This window comes from Saccharopolyspora sp. NPDC002578 (genome assembly GCF_053592695.1).
Genome location: NZ_JBSFWJ010000077.1, coordinates 1 through 16,365 on the forward strand (window position 1 = coordinate 1; position 16,365 = coordinate 16,365).

Here is a 16,365-nt window from a genome sequence, read left to right on the forward strand (position 1 = left end):
TGGCGGAACCTCAGTCGTCTTCTCGCTGCGGGATCTTTTTCCCGAGTGGCTCCGCCACGAGGGAAAAGCTGTCCTCGCGAGAAGACGACTGAGAACCCGCTGCGGTGCCGGTTGCTCTGGTGGTCGCTGCTCAGCGGCTTCGCCGCTGACCGGACTAACGACGACTAACGCCTTGCTGTCAGCCGGGGGGCATCACGTTGTTCATCTGCTCCTGGACCGGGCCGATGATGTCGGGGTTCGACAGGCCGATGATGACGGCGATGCCGGCCAAGATGCCGAGGGCCAGCGCGATGATGCCCATGATCATGCCCGCGGTGGCGAGGCCTTGACCGGCCCGCTGCGGCTGAGAACCCTTCTTGCGGCCGATGATGCCGAGCACGATGGCGACGATCCCGAGCACGATCGCCAACGGTGCGAGCACGCCGACCAGGACGCAGAACAGGGACAGCAACCCCAGCACGAGAGCGGCCACCGCCATGGGACTGTTCTTGACCGGTTCTGCCGTGCCGTTCGTGCGGTCGGCCCGGGCGTCATCGCCGCGCGTCCGATCGGCGGGTTCCTCGCCTGAGGGCCGCTCGACGGCGGACGCCCCTCCGGCGGAAGCCCCGGCGGAGGGTGAGCCGGTGGTCCAGGAGGTCCTTTCGTTCGTCTCGACCTCATCGGGCCGGCGCTCTTCCTTGTTCGAGCGGTGTGAACCACGTGAGCTGCGCGAATGCGTCATGGCGAATCTCTTTCACGTTGAGTGGACCCCGGTGGATCGCCGGGTGCGCCGACGGCGGCGCCGTGTCGCGCCGACTCCCGGCGAACGGCCGCGGCGGATCGCGTGGAGCTGACCTCGTCGCTACCGGGTGCCCATCGCGGACGGGTGAACAAACCCACTGCGGATTCCGCGTCCGGGCGGCCTCAGAAGTCGGCGGGTTCTCGCCACGGCGGGGTTTCGGCGGGGTGCGCGGGGCATCATGCAGCGCGTCCAGCGGGGAGGGCGCGAGTTCTCCGGATCGACCCGATCCGGACCGGATCAACGGCAGGCGTGATGAGTGTGAACGAGAAGGTTGCGATGACCCGCTTCGGAGCGGCACGGCTCGGGTTGGTCGGCCTCGCCGTCGCGGCGTCGCTGGCCGCCTGCGGCCAGGGCGAGCAGGTGGCGTCCCCGAAGGACCCGAGCAACGAGTCCCCGTGCGACCTGGTGCCCTCCCAGACGATCCACGAGCTGGGTTTCCACGAGGCGGGCGAGGAGACCACCGACGGCTGCACCTGGAAGTCCGCGGGCGGTGGCGTGGAGCTCGCGGTCGGCGTGGAGCCGGAGCGCTCCGTGCAGGACTTCCGCGACGAGGCCGCGAAGTACTCCGACTTCGGCGAGCTGACCGTCGGCGAGCACCCCGCGGTCCGCGCCAACTCCGGCGACCCGAAGGCCGACGGCAAGTGCGAACTGGTCGTGGCCGCCAACGCCGAGCAGGCCGTCTCGGCCAAGGCCAAGATCCCCAGCGGCGCCACCGCGGACCCCTGCGCCCTCGCTCAACGAGCCCTCGACGCAGCCGTCCCCTCCTGGCCCGCGGCGGAATGATCGCCCCGCTCCACAACGACTGAACCGCACCCCGGCGCGCTGCGGATCACCGTCCCGCCGGACGGGCGCGCGCTGGGACGGCGGCGGTGTCGAGCGGAAGGTGGCGCGGTTGCGGGAGGAGTGCGTGCACCGACTCTTCGCCCTGCGGCTCCGTGGTGGCCGAGCTGTCAGGCGGTGAAAGTGCGCGCACTCCTCCCGCAACCTGTTCGTGGGCGTGTGGGTGACCATTCGGGATCGGTGGCACTTCTGCACTGATTCGCACGCAGGTGGGCCGCTGCGGCTAGCGTGTACCTTGTTCATCCCCGATCGCCACCGGCCTGGATCGGCCATCGAGGAGCAGGCGTCACGCTACCGGCGGCACCCGGCCGAATCGTCCCGTCGGTCCCGCACCCGGTGATCGGCACGGACGAGTCGGCGGCCCCGCCGGAAAGGAACGACCGCATGCGGTACCGCGAGCTCGGCTCGTCCGGCCTGGAAGTCTCCGAGATCGCCCTCGGTTCCTGGATGTTCTTCGACGACGACACCGACCTGGAAGCCAACCGGGCGGTCACCGAGGCAGCGCTCGACGCGGGCATCACCCTGTTCGACACCGCCAACATCTACGGCAACGGCGCCGCGGAACTGGCCTGGGGGGAGATCCTCTCGCGCCACCCGAGGGATTCCTACCTGCTGGCCACCAAGGTCTGGGGCGCCATGCCGGAGACCGGACGGGGCCTGTCCGCGCCCAAGATCGCCCAGCAGATCGACGCATCGCTGACCCGCCTGCGCACCGACCACGTCGACCTCTACCAGGCCCACCGGTTCGACCCGGAGGTCCCGATCGAGGAAACGATCACCGCGCTGCAGCGCGTCGTGGAGCAGGGCAAGGCCCGCCACCTCGGTTTCAGCGAGTGGACGCCGGAGCAGATCCGGGCGGCGATCGATCTCGCCGGGCCGGAGCTGTTCGCGTCCTCGCAACCGCAGTACTCGATGCTGTGGCAGGCGCCGGAAGCCGAACTTTTCGGCCTGTGCGCCGAGAACGACATCGCGCAGATCGTCTGGTCCCCGCTGGCGCAGGGCATGCTCACCGGCAAGTACCGACCCGGCACGCCGCCGCCGGAGGGCAGCCGCCGAGTCGACGCGCAGGGCTCGCGGGCGATGACGGCGATCTTCGACGAGACCGTGGCGCTGGCCGCCGTCGACCGCTTGGCGCCCATCGCGGACGGGGCCGGGCTGGACCTCACGACGTTGGCCCTGGCGTGGGTGCTGCGCCGCGGTGAGGTCGCCGCCGCCATCGTCGGCGCCTCCCGGCCGGAGCAGGTCTGGGCGAACACCGCGGCCTCCGGGGTGGAGCTCTCCCCGGACGTGCTCGCGGCCGTGGACGACGCGCTGGGCGATGCCCCCGTGACCACCCCGACCCTCGCCCCCGGAGCAGTCGAAGGCGTCCGGCGCGGCTGAGCGCTCCGTCCGCAGGTCTTCGACGCGTGGCGGCTCGCGCACCTCGGCGGTGCCTCGCGTCGCGGACCGCGCGACCGGGTCCGGCGAGAGCGCACGCCTACGGCCTCGTCGGCAGCTCGCGGCGTTCGGTTCGCGGTGGGCGATCCGCCGTACGCGTGAAGTGGCGAGGCGACCTGTTCGGTGGCTGACGGCCGGGCTCGAATCGCAAGACAGTGGGGAGCACCGCCGATCACTCGCCGTGACGAGAGGGGCCCGCCGATGCAGACGCCCGAGCCGTACGTCCTCGATCCGGACGCGACCGACATCCACGCCGAGGCCGCGCGCGTGCGCGAGCGCGGCCCGGTCGCGCAGGTGTTGCTACCGGGTGAGGTCGTGGCCTGGTCGGTCTCCGATCCGGCGGAGTTGCGGCGGTTGCTGACCGATCCGAGGGTGTCGAAGGACCCGAACCGGCACTGGCCCGCCTGGATCAACGGCGAGGTCTCCGAGGACTGGCCGCTGATGGCGTGGATCGCCCGGCAGGACATGCTCAACGCGTACGGTTCGGAGCACCGGCGGCTGCGCTCGCTGGTCTCGCAGGCGTTCACGGCTCGCCGGGTCGAGGCGATGCGCCCGTGGATCGGGCAGGTCGTCGAGGAACTCCTCGACGAGCTCGCCGAGGACGGCGCCGACGTCGTCGACCTCCGCGCGCGGTTCTGCTATCCGCTGCCCATCGAGGTGATCTGCCAGCTGGTCGGCGTCCCCGAGGGCGGTCCGCGCGCGCAGCTGCGGTACCTCACCGACGTCCTGGTGTCCACCACGGCCGAACCCGGTGCTGCCGCCGCCGCGTTCGACGCCGGGCGGAACCTGTTCCTGGAGCTCATCGCCGAGCGCCGCCGCGACCCCGGCGACGATCTCACCAGCGCGCTGCTCACCCTCCGCGACGAGCAGCACTCCCTTCTCTCCGAGGAGGAGCTGATCCAGACCCTGCTCCTGCTCATCGGCGCCGGGCACGAGACGACCGCGAACCACCTCGACCACGCGATCACGGCCCTGCTCACCCACCCCGACCAGCTCGCGCAGGTCCGGTCCGGCGAGCGCGGCTGGGACGACGCGATCGAGGAAGCGCTGCGCTGGCAGCCGCCAGTCTCGGTGATGCCGCTGCGCTACGCCGTCGAGGACATCGCGGTCGGGGACGTGACGATCCGCGCGGGCGACCCGATCCTGGCGGCCTTCGGCAGCGCCAACCGGTGCCCGCGAGCGCACCAGGACGCCGATCGCTTCGACATCACCCGCGAGGACAAGGAGCACCTGACCTTCGGCCACGGCACGCACTTCTGCCTCGGCTCGTCGCTGGCCCGCATGGAATCGGAGCTCGCGCTACCGGCTCTGTTCGACCGCTACCCGAACCTGTCGCTCGCGGTCCCGGCGGCCGAGCTCCGCCCCTACCCCTCCTTCATCTCCAACGGCCACGACGAACTCCCTGTTCACTTGGGGGTCCGTTCGGGATGACCTGCGTGGGGGTCGGGTGGCGGAACCTCAGCTTTCTTCTCGCTGCGGGATCTTTTTCCCGAGTGGCTCCGCCACGAGGGAAAAAGCCGTCCTCGCGAGAAGAACGCTGAGAACCCGCTGCGGTGCCGGTTGCGAGGGTGGTCGCCGCTCAGCGGCTTCGCCGCTGACAGGACAAAGATCAGCGACGCCGCTCAGTTGGAAAGACGAGAAGTGAGGTTCCGCCACCTGATGCGCTGAGGGGTGCACCCGGCACGGGCCACTACAGCCAGTCGTGTTCGCGGGCGTAGCGGGCTGCTTCGTGGCGGGTTCGGGTCTGGGTCTTCTGCAGGGCGCTCGACAGGTAGTTGCGGACGGTGCCTTCCGCGAGGTGCAGGCGTGCGGCGATCTCGGCGGCCGAGAAGCCGTCGCGGGTCGCGCGCAGGACGTCGAGTTCGCGTTCGGTGAGCGGGCAGTCGTCGACTACCGCGAGCGCGGAGACGTCGGGGTCGATCCAGCGCTTGCCCGCGTGCAGCGCCTTGATCACCGACGTGATGTGCGCGGGTTCCGCGGATTTGCTGACGAAGCCCTGGACGCCGAGCTTCAACGCGCGGCGCAGCACGCCGGGCCGCGCGTGCCGGGTGAGCATGAGGATCACCTGTCCCGGTCGTTCCCGGCGGATCTCGGCGACGGCGCCGAGGCCGTCGACCCGCGGCATCTCCAGGTCGATCACGAGCACGTCCGGCTCGTGCCGCAGGGTGGCGGTGACCGCGGCCCGGCCGTCCTCGGCTTCGGCGAGGACCGTGATCTCGCCTTCCAGGGGCAGCAGGGCGGCGAGCGCCTTGCGCAGCAGCGCCTCGTCGTCGGCGAGCACCACCGTGGTCATCGGGTCTCCTCCCGGTCCGGCAGGTCGCGGAAGGCCGCCGCGGTGCGGAACCGGCCGTCCCGCCGCGACACCTCCAGCTCGCCGCCGTGATCGGCGACGCGCTCGCGCAGCGCGGCGAGCCCGCTCAGCTCCGGCGGACCGGACTCCGCCGCGCCGTCGTTGACGATGGTGATGCCGGTGGCCGACAGCGTGATCCGGACCTGGCCTGCCTGGGCGTGGCGCAGGATGTTCGTCGTGGTCTCGCGCAGGACCTGGCCGAGCAGCTCGCCGATGCGCGGGTGCGCGTCGGCTTCGCGTTCGACGCGCACCCGAATCCCCGCCGCCTCGAAGAGGTTCTTCGCGTTCTCCAGCTCCGCGGACAGGTTCAGCCGCCGCTGGGCGTGCGCGAGTTCCTTGGTCTGCACGATGGTGTCGCCGACCAGGGTGTGCACCTCCCGCAGTTCCTCCCGCACCCGGCCGGTGTCGACGTCCAGCAGCTTCTCGGCGAGCGCGACCTTCAGCTTCACCACGTGCAGCGTGTGGCCCTGGATGTCGTGCAGGTCCCCGGCGAAGCGCATGCGCTCGCGCATCACGGCCAGTTCGGCGTCCCGCTCCCGCGACTGCTCCACTTCGGCGATCAGGTCGTAGAAGCGCTGGTTGAGGAACACGAAAGCGGTCCCCACCGGCAGGGTCAGGGCGGGCACCACGACGTACTGGAAGAGCCGGGCGCCGGTGTCGTCGCCGTGGACGAGCAGGTTCGCCGCACCCAGCGCGGCGACGAAGGCGGTCAACCCGAGCAGCGCCGCGAGCCGGTGGCGGCGCAGCGGCGGGATCAGGAACGCGCCCACGAGGCAGACCCCGTAGGCCGCGCCGTAGGCGTCGGTGAGCGCCCCGGCGAGCCACACCGCCGCGGTCACGACCAGGCAGGGCCGGGCGACGCGGAGGAAGTCGCCCGCCGTCCAGCGCTCGGCGGTCGCCACGGCCGCCGCGACTCCCACTGCCTGGATCACGACGTGCGCCCAGGTTTGGGCCGTGAGCACCAGCGAGGCCACGCCGGCGATCGCGACCGGCGGCACCGTCGTGATCAGGTTGAGCGTGCGCAGCCGCTTCTGCAGCGCGCCACCGGTCCAGCTCGGGCGGCCCGCGGGGCGGGTGTCGGTCATGGTCCTCCGGTTCGGGCGGTGGTTCTCGCCGAGCATGCCGCACCGGTCGGCGACGCCACCAGTGACACCACGTCAGGTCCGCGGGGGCGGCCACGTCACGGTGCGGTGGTGACGCGGCCGCACTACTGAGCGGCCCCGGATCGCGATGAGATCGGGACATGCCCACGACACCGGTCCTCGTCGCCCTCGCCCTCGCTCCCCGGGCCCTGCCCGCACCCAGGCATCGACCGGCCGCCCTGCGAACCAGGTCGGCGGACGCGCCCCGCTCTCTCCGGCCGTGCGAGCACGCCTCGGCCACGGCTGCCGAGGCGTCTCCGCGATGACCGGCGGGACCCGCGTCGCCGACCGCGACCGGACGATGCACGCGAGAAGGAGTTCGATGCGCAGGTTCCTGCTGCCGGTGGCCCTCGGCGCCGCCCTCGCCGCGACGACCTCGGTGGTGGTTCCGGCGCTGTCCGCGGCACCGGCCACCGATGAGCTGAACTGGGGCCCCTGCCCGGAAACGCCCGTTCCGACACCGGATCTGGAGTGCACGACGCTGCGGGTCCCGCTGGACCACCGGGACCCCGGAGGCCTCACCATCGAGCTCGCGATCTCGCGCCTGCCCAGCACGAATCCCGAGCAGCGGCGCGGTGTGCTGTTCACGAACCCGGGCGGGCCCGGCGGCAGCGGGCTGGACTACCCGCAGCTGCTCACGAGCACGGCGCTGCCCTCGCCGCTGCCGCGCAGCGTGCGCGACCGGTACGACGTGATCGGGTTCGACCCGCGCGGAGTCGGTCACAGCACGCCCGTGACGTGCGACCTGACGCCGGAGCAGTTGGCCATCGGGAACCTGCCCTACGCGAACGACCCGGCCGACGTGGTGCGGCAGGCGGAGGTCGCGAAAGCGGAGGCCCGCCAGTGCGCGGAAGCCGAGACCGGCGCGATGCTGCCGCACACCACCACGGCGAACACCGCCCGCGACATGGACCGGATCCGCGCGGCGCTGGGGGAGCCCACGGCGTCCTACCTCGGCGCCTCCTACGGCAGCTACCTGGGCGCGGTCTACGCGACGTTGTTCCCCGAGCGCGGCGACCGGATCGTGCTGGACAGCAACCTCGGTCCGGGCGGCTACGGCATCGAGGCGATGCGGGCCTTCGGCCGCGGCATGCAGGAGCGGTTCCCGGACTTCGCGGAGTTCGCCGCCCGGCACCCCGAACACGGGCTGGGCGCCACACCGGACGAGGTGACCGCGAAGTACCACGAGCTCGCCGCCCGCCTGGACCGCGAACCGGTCGCGGCCTACACCGGCTCGATCTTCCGCGGCATGACGTTCTCCTCGCTGTACGGCTCGGACATGGGTGCGCTGGCGCGGGCGTGGCAGTCCCTGGACCGGGGCGAGGAACCCGAGGTGCCGGGCGGCGAGCCGCCCGAGTCGGACAACGTCCCGGCGGCCCGCTTCGCCGTGCTCTGCGGCGACTCGGCCTGGCCGCGTGCTGTGCAGAGCTACCAGCGGGACGTAGCGGTCGACCGGGAGCGGTACCCGCTGATCGGCGCTGCGTCGGCGAACATCGCGGCCTGCGCGTTCTGGGCGACGGACCCGGTCGAGCCGAAGGTGGCGATCACCGACGGCGGCCCGTCGAACGTGCTCATGGTGCAGAACGAGCGCGACCCGGGGACGCCGTTGAGCGGCGCGCGCGAACTGCGGTCGGCGCTCGGCGAGCGCGCCCGGATGGTGACCGTCGAGGAGGGCGGTCACGGCGTCTACGCGGTCGGCGCCAACCGCTGCGCGAACGACGCGGTGACGGAGTTCCTGGTCACGGGTGAGCGGCCGGAGGACACCACCTGCGCGGCGCAGCCCCGCTGAAGGCTCGTCGCGGCGTGCGGCTTCCTCGGCGTCCCTTGGTTGTGTGCGGCGGCGATTTCTCAGGTATATCGGCGAAATCGCTGCCCGCTCGAGGAAGCCGCCGCGAACCCGCCGGGGATCGGCTCTCGGCGTCCGACCACCGCTCCGCGGCAGACCAGGAGGACGACCGCACCTCGCGGGTGACCGCCGACGCCGATCACTCCCGCGGGGGACGGGTGCGGAGTTGGTTGCGGAGGATCTTGCCGGCGGCGGATTTCGGGATCACGTCGACGAATTCGACGGCGCGGACCTTCTTGTGCGGGGCGATCCGCTCGGCCACGTAGGCGAGGACCGCGTCGGGGGAGAGCTCGCTCCCGGCGCGTCGCACGACGAACGCCTTCGGCACCTCCTCGCCGTGGTCGTCGCGGATGCCGATCACCGCCGCGTCGTCGACGGCCGGGTGGGTGAGCAGCAACGCCTCCAGCTCGGCGGGCGGCACCTGGTAGCCCTTGTACTTGATCAGCTCCTTGACGCGGTCGACGATCGTGAGCACGCCGTCGGCGGTGATCGTCGCGACGTCGCCGGTGTGCAGGTAGCCGTCCGCGTCGAGGGTCTCCGCGGTGGCCGCGGCGTTGTTCAGGTAGCCGGACATGACGTTCGGGCCGCGCACCCACAGCTCACCGCGCTCGCCGGGCCCGACGTCCGCGCCCGTCGCCGGGTCCACCAGGCGGCACTCGACTCCGGGCAGCGGGACACCGCAGCTCGCCGGGTCGAGGTCCAGCCGGTCCTCGGGGACCGCGTGCGAGACCGGGGACATCTCGGTCATCCCGTAGCCCTGCACGACCGCGCACCCCAGCCGTTCGGTGAGCGCCTTGCCGAGCTCCCCGTCCAGCGGCGCGGCGCCGGAGAAGACGATCTCCAGGCTGGACAGGTCGTAGGAGTCGACGAGCTCGTCCTTGGCCAGCGCGAGCACCGTGGGCGGCGCGACGTAGAGCTTGCGGACCCGGTGCTCGCGCACCAGGCGCAGCATCTCGGCGAGCTCGAAGCGCGGCATCGTGGTCAGCGGCGCGCGGGTGTGCAGGCAGTGGTTCATCAGCACGGTCATGCCGTAGATGTGGAACAGCGGCAGCACGGCCAGCTGAGCGCTGCCCCTGGTCGAGGACACCATCCGGTCGAACTGCAGGACGTTGGCGACGAGGTTGAGGTGGGTCAGCACCACGCCCTTGGCCCGGCCGGTGGTGCCCGAGGAGTACGGCAGCACCGCCGTGCCACCGCCGCCGGTGACCGGCGCGGGCGGCGCGCCGCGCTCCGCCGCGAGGTCGGCGAGGCTGCGGTGCCCGTCGGCGGGTTCGAGGGTGAACACCGCATCCGGGCCGATCCCGGCCTTCGCCGCGGCCGCCACCACCTTGTCCCGCAGTGCCGCCGCCGTGATGACGAACCGGGCGCCCGAGTCGGCGAACTGGTTCGCCAGCTCCCCGGCCGTGTAGAGCGGGTTCGCCGTCGTCACCGTGGCGTTGGCGCGCAGCGCGCCGTGGAAGGCCAGCACCCACTCCGGCGAGTTCGCCCCGACCAGCCCGATCACGTCCCCGGTGCGGGCACCGCGGGCGTGCAGTCCGGCGGCGACGCCGTGCACGGCGGTGTGCAGGTCGCCGAACGTCATCGCGGTGCCGGTCGTGCCGTCGACGAGCGCGGTCTTGTCGGCGTGGTCCCCGGGGCCCGCCCCGAACAGGAACTCGGTCAGCGAGACGTCCGGGACGTCGACGTCGGGGTACGGGCTGCGGATCGCCATGGGACTCCTCGAATCTCTGCTGCGAGCTCGGTGCGGGTAGCGGGTGGGGCGGAAGCTCTGCGGATTCCACTGCTCAGGGGCGCGTTTTCGTGCATGTCCACTGTGGATTCGCCGTCCTCGCGGGGAAGTCGCTTAGGACCCGCCGGTGGTCGGCTTCGTCGAGCCGGTCACTGCTCAGCGGCTGCACCGCTGAGCAGCTCGGGGCGCGAGATCACGGGCTCTCAGGGACGGCGCGGCGGCCGGAGGCGTGCCCGGCCGCGCGGTAGGCGTAGGTGTAGTTGCGGGCGTTGGCCAGCCCGGTGACGTACCCGCGCAGCTCGCGGGTGGCCGCGGCGTTGCCCGTCGCGTAGAGCCCGTCGACCGGGGAACCGTCGCGCCGGAGCACCCGGGCGTCCCGATCGATCCGCAGGCCGAGCGTGCCCATGCCGAACCCGACCAGGGACAGTTCGAGGGCGTGGAACGGAGGTGTCCGCAGCGCGCCCAGGCAGGGGTTCGGCCCGTGGGCCGGGTCGCCGTAGGTCCGCCGCACGAACGGCAGCGAACCCCGGCCGAACTCGGAATCCCCGCCGAGGTCGGCGGCCCGGTTGAACTCGGCGACGGTCCGCTCCAGCCCGTCCCCGTCGACGCCGATCAACCCGGCCAGTTCGCGGAGGTCGTCGGCGCGCGGGATCGAGCTCGGCCACGGCGCGCCCGGCGCGTGCGGGCCTATGCCGTAGCGGCGGCGGAACTCGTCGTCGACGACGAGCCAGCACGGCACGTTCGCCCATCGGCGCTGCCGGGCGTCGAAGCGGCGCAGCGCGCTGATCAACGCACCGTAGTAGCTCTCGTCGCCGAACCGGCGCCCGTCCCGGTTCACGATCAGCGAGTGCGGCGAGCCGAGGTGCGTCAGCAGCGGTCGCACCAGCGTGACGTCCGTGCCGGGGTGGACCTCGCCGGGGAACGCGTGCCCGACGCTGAAGAACGGGTCGGCGCCCCGGACCAGGCCCGCTCCCGCCTGCTCGGCGAGCGCGATCGAATCGCCGTCGACCACCGGGGGAGCGCTCTCGACGAGTTCCGGCAGGTCCTCCAGTTCGGCGCCCTGCGAGGAGCCGCCGTAGCCGCCCGCCGCGATCAGCACGCCGCCGCGGGCCCGGACCCGCACCTGCCCGTGCGGCCCGTCGAGCACGGCGCCGACGACGGTCGTGCCGTCGAGCAGCAGCTCGCGCGCCCTGGACTCCAGCAGGCACTCGACGCCCCGGCGCACCAGCGCCTCCCGGACGAACGCGGCGGCGAGCCCGACCCCGTGGGTCAAGCGGTCCGCGTTCCGGTCGTCGCGGCGTGAATCGGCGTACTGCTCGGTGCGGCTGACGCCCACGTCGTAGTACGGCCCCGGCCGCAGGTGCTCCCGCCACGGGCCGAGCTCCCGGCCGTCGACGACGCACTCGAACAACCGCCCTTCGGCCGTCGAACCGGGCGCGGGGTAGTAGAGGTCCGGAGCTCCCGGGATGGTCCGCAGCGGCACGCCCGCCGACGCGAACCACGCGGTCGCCTCCCGGGCGTCGTGGAGGTAGTCGCGCCGGGCCGCGCGGTCCACCGGGCGGTCGCCCTGGACGTGGTCCAAATAGGACTCGACCGCGTCGATCGGGTCGTCCTGCGGTGACTGCAGGGGATTCCCGCCGACCCAGACGAACCCGCCGCTGTAGGCCGCGACTCCGCCCACGAACTCGGACCGCTCGGCGACGAGGACCTCGCCGCCGAGCTCGGCCGCCCGCACCGCCGCGGCGAGCCCGCCGAGCCCACCACCGATGCAGAGGAAGTCCACCTCCCGGTCCACCACCACGTCGGCGTCCGGCGCGGCGGACGGAGCCTCCGCAGGTGTGCGGCGGATCGGATCGAGCACGGTCGATCTCCTCTCGGAAACTGCGGTCGAATTCCTGTGCTGAGGGGCCCTTGCAGCGTGATCTTCTGGTCGTTGTCCTGTCAGCGGCGGAGCCGCTGAGCAGTGACCGGCTTGAGCAAGCCGACCACCGGCGGGTTCTCAGCGGCTTCCTCGCGAGGACAGCAATTTTGCGTGTGGCGGAGCCACTCGAAAAATTGATCCCGCAGCGAGGAAGCCGCTGAGGTTCCGCTGAGCAACCAGCTACGCAGGTCAATCTGAAAGAATTCCTAAGCGGTCACACCGGCAGCCGTTCGCGGCTGGTCTCCCGCATGGTCAGCACCGTCACGAGACCGACCACCGCGACGCCCATCACCCAGAACGCCGGAGCCATCGGGTCCCCGGTGCTCTGCACGAGCTGCGCGGCGATGTAGGGCGCGCTGCCCCCGGCGATGATCGTGCCGACGTTGAAGCCCAGCGCCACCCCGGTGTAGCGCACGCGTCGCGGGAACAGCTCGGTGAACTGGGGGAACGCCGGGACCTGCGCGAAGCCGTTGAACGACATGTAGACGACGTAGACGAGCCCGACGACGACGATGCTCGACGTCGCCCCGAGCACCGCGAAGGCGGGCCAGGCGATGACCAGGTAGCCGACGTACGCGGTGATCAGCACCGGCCTGCGCCCGAACCGGTCCGAGAGCGCACCGGCGATCGGGTACGTCACGCAGGCGAGCGCGATGCCGATCGCCGAGGTCCAGTACACCGCCTGCTCCTCGAAACCGAGGTCGTTGATCAGGTAGACGTTGAAGTAGGTCAGGCCGATGTAGCCGCTGCCGTTCATCGCGATCGCGATGCCGATGACCCGCAGCACCGCGCCCGGGCGCTCCTTGACGACCTGCAGCAGCGGACTGCGCACGACTTCCTGCTTGTCGGCCATCTCGGCGAACTCCGCGGTGTCCTCCAACCGGACCCGCACCCACAGGCACAGCACCGCCAGCGGGATGGAGATCAGGAACGGGATCCGCCACCCCCACGCGGCCATCTGCTCGTCGGTGGTCAGCGTGCTGACCAGGCCCACGATCGCCGCCGACAGCGCGAAGCCGAAGGTCGAGCCGAGCGCCGTGACCGAGCCGTAGAGCCCGCGCCGCCGGGGCGGGGCGGACTCCGCGACGTAGGTCGCCGCGCCGCCGATCTCGCCGCCCGCCGAGAACCCCTGCGCCAGCCGGATCAGCACCAGCAGCACCGGCGCGAGCACGCCGACCGCGGAGTACGTCGGCAGGATGCCCAGCAGCCCGCAGCACACGCCCATCGCCACGACCGTCACGACCAGCGCGTGCCGCCGGCCGCGGCGGTCGCCGAGCCGCCCGAAGAACCAGCCGCCGATCGGCCGCATCACGTACGCGGAACCGAACACCGCCAGCGTGAGCAGCAGCGACACGGCGGGCTGGCCGCTGGGGAAGAACAGCGGGCCGATCGTCACGGCGAGGAAGGCGTAGACGCTGAAGTCGTAGTACTCGATCAGCGTGCCGACGCCGCCCGCCATGGCGGCGCGGCGGGCCATCGCCGGGTTCGTCCCGGTCGTCGTCGCCGCACCGGCGGGTGAGGTCGTGTCGGGCATGGTGGAGCTCCTGATCATCGTTGATCGGGTCGGCGGAACGGGTCGCCGGTGAGGTGGTGGTCGGCGCGAGCCCTCAGCGCGGCGGGCCGGAATCGGCGGCGTGCTCGGCGAGCAGGAGCTTCAGCGAACCGCCCGCCTCGATCACCCGCCGCGCCCGGTCGCTGGGCGGCTCGCCGTGCAGCTCGGTGCCGCCGGAGCGGACCACGGCCCGCCGCCACTCGACCGCCACGTCGTCGCCGGTGCCGACCGCCGTGCTGATGCCCGGCACCGTCAGCAGCGGCATGCCGTTGTAGGTCTCGCCGCGCCAGAAACCGGGGGAGAAGGACTCCGCCAGGACCGCCGCGATGCCCAAGTCGCGCAGCGCGACCATCGGCGGGTAGTGCGGGTGCCCGTAGCCGAAGTTCCGGCCGCCCACGATCACGTCGCCCGGCCGCACGCGGTCGGCGAAATCCGGGTCGTAGGCCCGCATCACCTTGCCGCGCAGGAAATCCGCGTCGTAGGACTTGATGTTCTCGACGCCGATCACCAGGTCGATGTCGAAGTCGTCGCCGAACACCCAGGCCACCCGGCCGCGGATGACGTCCGGCGGCGGCGGGTAGTCGCGCGCGGCGCTCATGCCCGCGTCACCTCCTCCGCCGAGGTGATGGTGCCCGCGACGGCGCTCGCCGCGACCGTGTAGGCCGAACCCATGTAGATGTTCGCCTCGGTGCTGCCCATCCGGCCGGAGATGTTGAGCACGCCGGTGGAGATGCAGTTCTCGTCGGCTTGCAGCGGTTTCTGGTAGCCGAAGCAGAAGTCGCAGCTGGAGCGGGCGATCTGCGCACCCGCGGCCCGCAGCACGTCGAGCAGCCCCTCGGCCTCGGCCTGCCGGTGCACGGCGTCGGAGGTCGGCACCACGTTGAGCTCCACGCCCGGACCGACCTGCCGCCCGTCCAGGACCAGGGCCGCGGCCCGGATGTCCTCGATCCGCCCGCTGGCGCAGGAACCGATGAACGCCTTGGTGACGGGAGTGCCGGACAGCTCTGCGGCGCCGCGGGTGTTGGCGGAGCGGGCCGAACCGGGCAGCACCACCTGCGGGCGCAGCGCCGAGAGGTCGATGGTGTGCACGGCCGCGTACTCGGCGCCGGGATCGGGCAGCTGCGGGGTGAAGTCCGCCGCCGCGACCCGCCGCGCGTAGGACAGCGCGGCCTCGTCGGGCTCGAACACCGCCGACACCGCGCCGGTGAACATCGCCATCCCGCACAGGCCCTGCCTGCGGTCGATGGACATCGGCCGCGCGCCCGGCCCGGCGAACTCCATCACCTGGTGCGCGCACCCGTCGGCGCCGAACTCGCCGATGATGTGGTGCACCAGGTCCCTGCTGTCCACGCCGGGGGCGAACTCGCCGGTCAGCTCGAAACGGGTGGTGCGGGGGACGTCGAGGTGGATCCGCCCGGAGACCCACGCCTCCAGCAGGTCCCGGCGCACGCCCCAGCCCAGCGCGCCGAACGCGCCCGCGCCGGAGATGTGGCCGTCGAAGTGGATCAGGAAGTTGCCCGGCAGCGCGTAGCCGAGCTCGGCCATCACCTGGTGCCCGATGCCCTGGGCCTCGTGCAGCGGGATGCCGTAGAACTCGCACCAGTCGCGGGTGACCTGGTGGACCTCCTGCTCCTTGTCGGTGCCCTTGGTGAGCATGTGGTCGATGAACACGAGGTAGCGCTCCGGCTCGGCGAGCTCGCGGATGCCGAAGTCGTCGTGCATCTGCCGGAACATCACGTCGGTGTAGCCGGGGAAGTCGTAGGCGATCATGTGGTCCGGCCGCACCGGCAGGTTCTCGCCCGCTTTCACGGAGGCGACGCCCGCGGCCCTGGCCAGGATCTTCTCGGTGATCGTGCTCGGCATGGCGCTCCTTCAGGCCGTTTCGGCGGCGGGCAGGTACGAGCGCTGCTGGCGCTCGATCTCCGGCATGCCGATGAGCTCGACGAAGTCGTGGTGCGCGGTGGCGTCGGCGCTGACCTGCGCCGGGGGTTCACCGGCGGCGAGCCGGCGCAGGGATTCCTGAGCGGCGCCGGTCACCGCCATCAGCACCTGGGTGGGCAGCAGCGCGATACGGACGCCGATCTGCTCCATCACCTCGGGGGTGAACTCCCGCTCGGTCCACGCCGAGGCGGTCAGCGTCGCCATCAGCGGGACGCCGGCGACCTCGTGGCAGCGCCGCCATTCCTCGGTGCTGGTGAACGTCTTGGTGACCGGCATGATCAGGTCCGCGCCCGCCGCCGCGTAGGCCTCGGCGCGGCGCAGCGCCTCGTCGCCCTTGGCGTCGGTGCGGGCGATCACGAGCATCCCCGTGGCCGCCGCCGCGTCGCGCACCGCGCGGATCTTGCCGGTGGCCTCGGGCAGGTCGAGCAGTTCGAGCTCGGCTCCGGGGATGAGCGGGCAGCGCTTCGGGGAGCGCTGGTCCTCCATGAACACGGCGGCGACCCCGGCGTCGGCGAACCGGCGCGCGGTCCGGGCGGCGTTGACGGCGTTGCCGTAGCCGGTGTCGATGTCGGCGATGACGGGCAGCGGGCTGGCCTCGCGGATCGTGCGGACGGCCTGCAGGTTCTCCGACATCGTGTAGAGCTCGGCGTCCGGGTAGCCCAGCGCCGCGGAGATCGCGAACCCGGACGCGCACAGCGCCGGGAATCCCGCCTGCTCCGCCAGCCGTGCGGTGAGCCCGTCCCAGACACCGGGTGCCTGGACGAGTCCTTCGTTGATCATCTCGCGCAGATCCACTGACCACTCCCTTGTGTATCGTGATCCGAAA

Annotated in this window: 13 protein-coding genes; 4 read left to right on the forward strand and 9 right to left on the reverse strand. The window is 72.0% G+C overall.

Going from position 1 to position 16,365, the window contains the following annotated elements; all coding sequences use genetic code 11:
• Positions 1-178: 178 nt before the first annotated feature.
• Positions 179-721, reverse strand: coding sequence for a DUF4190 domain-containing protein (locus tag ACWD38_RS25915; protein ID WP_450125103.1), 543 nt, complete (start codon positions 719-721; stop codon positions 179-181).
• 336 nt (positions 722-1,057) lie between these two features.
• Between ACWD38_RS25915 and ACWD38_RS25920 the strand changes: the two genes are divergently transcribed.
• The 3 genes from ACWD38_RS25920 (at position 1,058) to ACWD38_RS25930 (ending at position 4,489) form a co-directional block, all read left to right on the forward strand.
• On the forward strand, positions 1,058-1,564 hold the full coding sequence (locus ACWD38_RS25920) for a DUF3558 family protein (protein ID WP_184479830.1): 507 nt from the start codon (positions 1,058-1,060) through the stop codon (positions 1,562-1,564).
• Positions 1,565-2,005: 441 nt separating this feature from the next.
• Entirely contained in the window at positions 2,006-3,001 is a 996-nt protein-coding gene (locus ACWD38_RS25925) for an aldo/keto reductase (protein WP_184479829.1), read from the forward strand.
• 258 nt (positions 3,002-3,259) lie between these two features.
• Positions 3,260-4,489 carry a cytochrome P450 family protein gene (locus ACWD38_RS25930; RefSeq protein ID WP_450125104.1) on the forward strand — a complete coding sequence of 410 codons (1,230 nt, stop codon included), beginning with the start codon at positions 3,260-3,262 and terminating at the stop codon, positions 4,487-4,489.
• Positions 4,490-4,748: 259 nt separating this feature from the next.
• On the opposite strand, the gene ACWD38_RS25935 is transcribed toward ACWD38_RS25930, so the two are convergent.
• Together ACWD38_RS25935 and ACWD38_RS25940 are read right to left on the reverse strand one after the other, a co-directional pair.
• Positions 4,749-5,351 carry a response regulator transcription factor gene (locus ACWD38_RS25935; protein ID WP_450125105.1) on the reverse strand — a complete coding sequence of 201 codons (603 nt, stop codon included), beginning with the start codon at positions 5,349-5,351 and terminating at the stop codon, positions 4,749-4,751.
• Positions 5,348-6,493 carry a sensor histidine kinase gene (locus ACWD38_RS25940; RefSeq protein WP_450125106.1) on the reverse strand — a complete coding sequence of 382 codons (1,146 nt, stop codon included), beginning with the start codon at positions 6,491-6,493 and terminating at the stop codon, positions 5,348-5,350. Before ACWD38_RS25940 ends, ACWD38_RS25935 begins: the two co-directional genes overlap by 4 nt.
• A 379-nt stretch (positions 6,494-6,872) precedes the next feature.
• On the opposite strand from ACWD38_RS25940, the gene ACWD38_RS25945 reads away from it, so the two are divergent.
• The gene (locus tag ACWD38_RS25945) at positions 6,873-8,339 is read left to right on the forward strand and encodes an alpha/beta hydrolase (protein WP_450125116.1); all 1,467 of its coding nucleotides are present in this window, start codon (positions 6,873-6,875) and stop codon (positions 8,337-8,339) included.
• 196 nt (positions 8,340-8,535) lie between these two features.
• Here ACWD38_RS25945 and ACWD38_RS25950 read toward each other — a convergent pair whose 3' ends face one another.
• From ACWD38_RS25950 to ACWD38_RS25975, 6 genes are all read right to left on the reverse strand, one after another.
• Positions 8,536-10,107 (reverse strand): AMP-binding protein, encoded by a 1,572-nt coding sequence (locus tag ACWD38_RS25950; RefSeq protein ID WP_450125107.1) that lies wholly within the window; start codon positions 10,105-10,107, stop codon positions 8,536-8,538.
• A gap of 211 nt (positions 10,108-10,318) precedes the next feature.
• Complete coding sequence (locus ACWD38_RS25955) at positions 10,319-11,986, reverse strand: FAD-binding protein (protein WP_450125108.1); 1,668 nt, start codon at positions 11,984-11,986, stop codon at positions 10,319-10,321.
• A 274-nt stretch (positions 11,987-12,260) separates the two neighbouring features.
• The gene (locus ACWD38_RS25960) at positions 12,261-13,580 is read right to left on the reverse strand and encodes an MFS transporter (RefSeq protein WP_184479823.1); all 1,320 of its coding nucleotides are present in this window, start codon (positions 13,578-13,580) and stop codon (positions 12,261-12,263) included.
• A gap of 73 nt (positions 13,581-13,653) precedes the next feature.
• Positions 13,654-14,196: a 3-isopropylmalate dehydratase small subunit gene (locus ACWD38_RS25965; protein WP_184479822.1), complete on the reverse strand. Its 543-nt coding sequence runs from the start codon at positions 14,194-14,196 to the stop codon at positions 13,654-13,656.
• Positions 14,193-15,461, reverse strand: a complete 1,269-nt coding sequence (locus ACWD38_RS25970; protein WP_450125109.1) for a 3-isopropylmalate dehydratase large subunit — start codon at positions 15,459-15,461, stop codon at positions 14,193-14,195. Before ACWD38_RS25970 ends, ACWD38_RS25965 begins: the two co-directional genes overlap by 4 nt.
• A 9-nt stretch (positions 15,462-15,470) precedes the next feature.
• Entirely contained in the window at positions 15,471-16,334 is an 864-nt protein-coding gene (locus ACWD38_RS25975; protein ID WP_343071447.1) for an isocitrate lyase/PEP mutase family protein, read from the reverse strand.
• Positions 16,335-16,365 lie beyond the last annotated feature (31 nt).

What these genes read in the sequence shown, in the direction of transcription:
- ACWD38_RS25915 (WP_450125103.1), bottom strand. Translation starts at nt 721, where the DNA reads ATGACGCATTCGCGCAGCTCACGTGGTTCACACCGCTCGAACAAGGAA.
- ACWD38_RS25920 (WP_184479830.1), top strand. Translation starts at nt 1,058, where the DNA reads ATGACCCGCTTCGGAGCGGCACGGCTCGGGTTGGTCGGCCTCGCCGTC.
- ACWD38_RS25925 (WP_184479829.1), top strand. Translation starts at nt 2,006, where the DNA reads ATGCGGTACCGCGAGCTCGGCTCGTCCGGCCTGGAAGTCTCCGAGATC.
- ACWD38_RS25930 (WP_450125104.1), top strand. Translation starts at nt 3,260, where the DNA reads ATGCAGACGCCCGAGCCGTACGTCCTCGATCCGGACGCGACCGACATC.
- ACWD38_RS25935 (WP_450125105.1), bottom strand. Translation starts at nt 5,351, where the DNA reads ATGACCACGGTGGTGCTCGCCGACGACGAGGCGCTGCTGCGCAAGGCG.
- ACWD38_RS25940 (WP_450125106.1), bottom strand. Translation starts at nt 6,493, where the DNA reads ATGACCGACACCCGCCCCGCGGGCCGCCCGAGCTGGACCGGTGGCGCG.
- ACWD38_RS25945 (WP_450125116.1), top strand. Translation starts at nt 6,873, where the DNA reads ATGCGCAGGTTCCTGCTGCCGGTGGCCCTCGGCGCCGCCCTCGCCGCG.
- ACWD38_RS25950 (WP_450125107.1), bottom strand. Translation starts at nt 10,107, where the DNA reads ATGGCGATCCGCAGCCCGTACCCCGACGTCGACGTCCCGGACGTCTCG.
- ACWD38_RS25960 (WP_184479823.1), bottom strand. Translation starts at nt 13,580, where the DNA reads ATGCCCGACACGACCTCACCCGCCGGTGCGGCGACGACGACCGGGACG.
- ACWD38_RS25965 (WP_184479822.1), bottom strand. Translation starts at nt 14,196, where the DNA reads ATGAGCGCCGCGCGCGACTACCCGCCGCCGCCGGACGTCATCCGCGGC.
- ACWD38_RS25970 (WP_450125109.1), bottom strand. Translation starts at nt 15,461, where the DNA reads ATGCCGAGCACGATCACCGAGAAGATCCTGGCCAGGGCCGCGGGCGTC.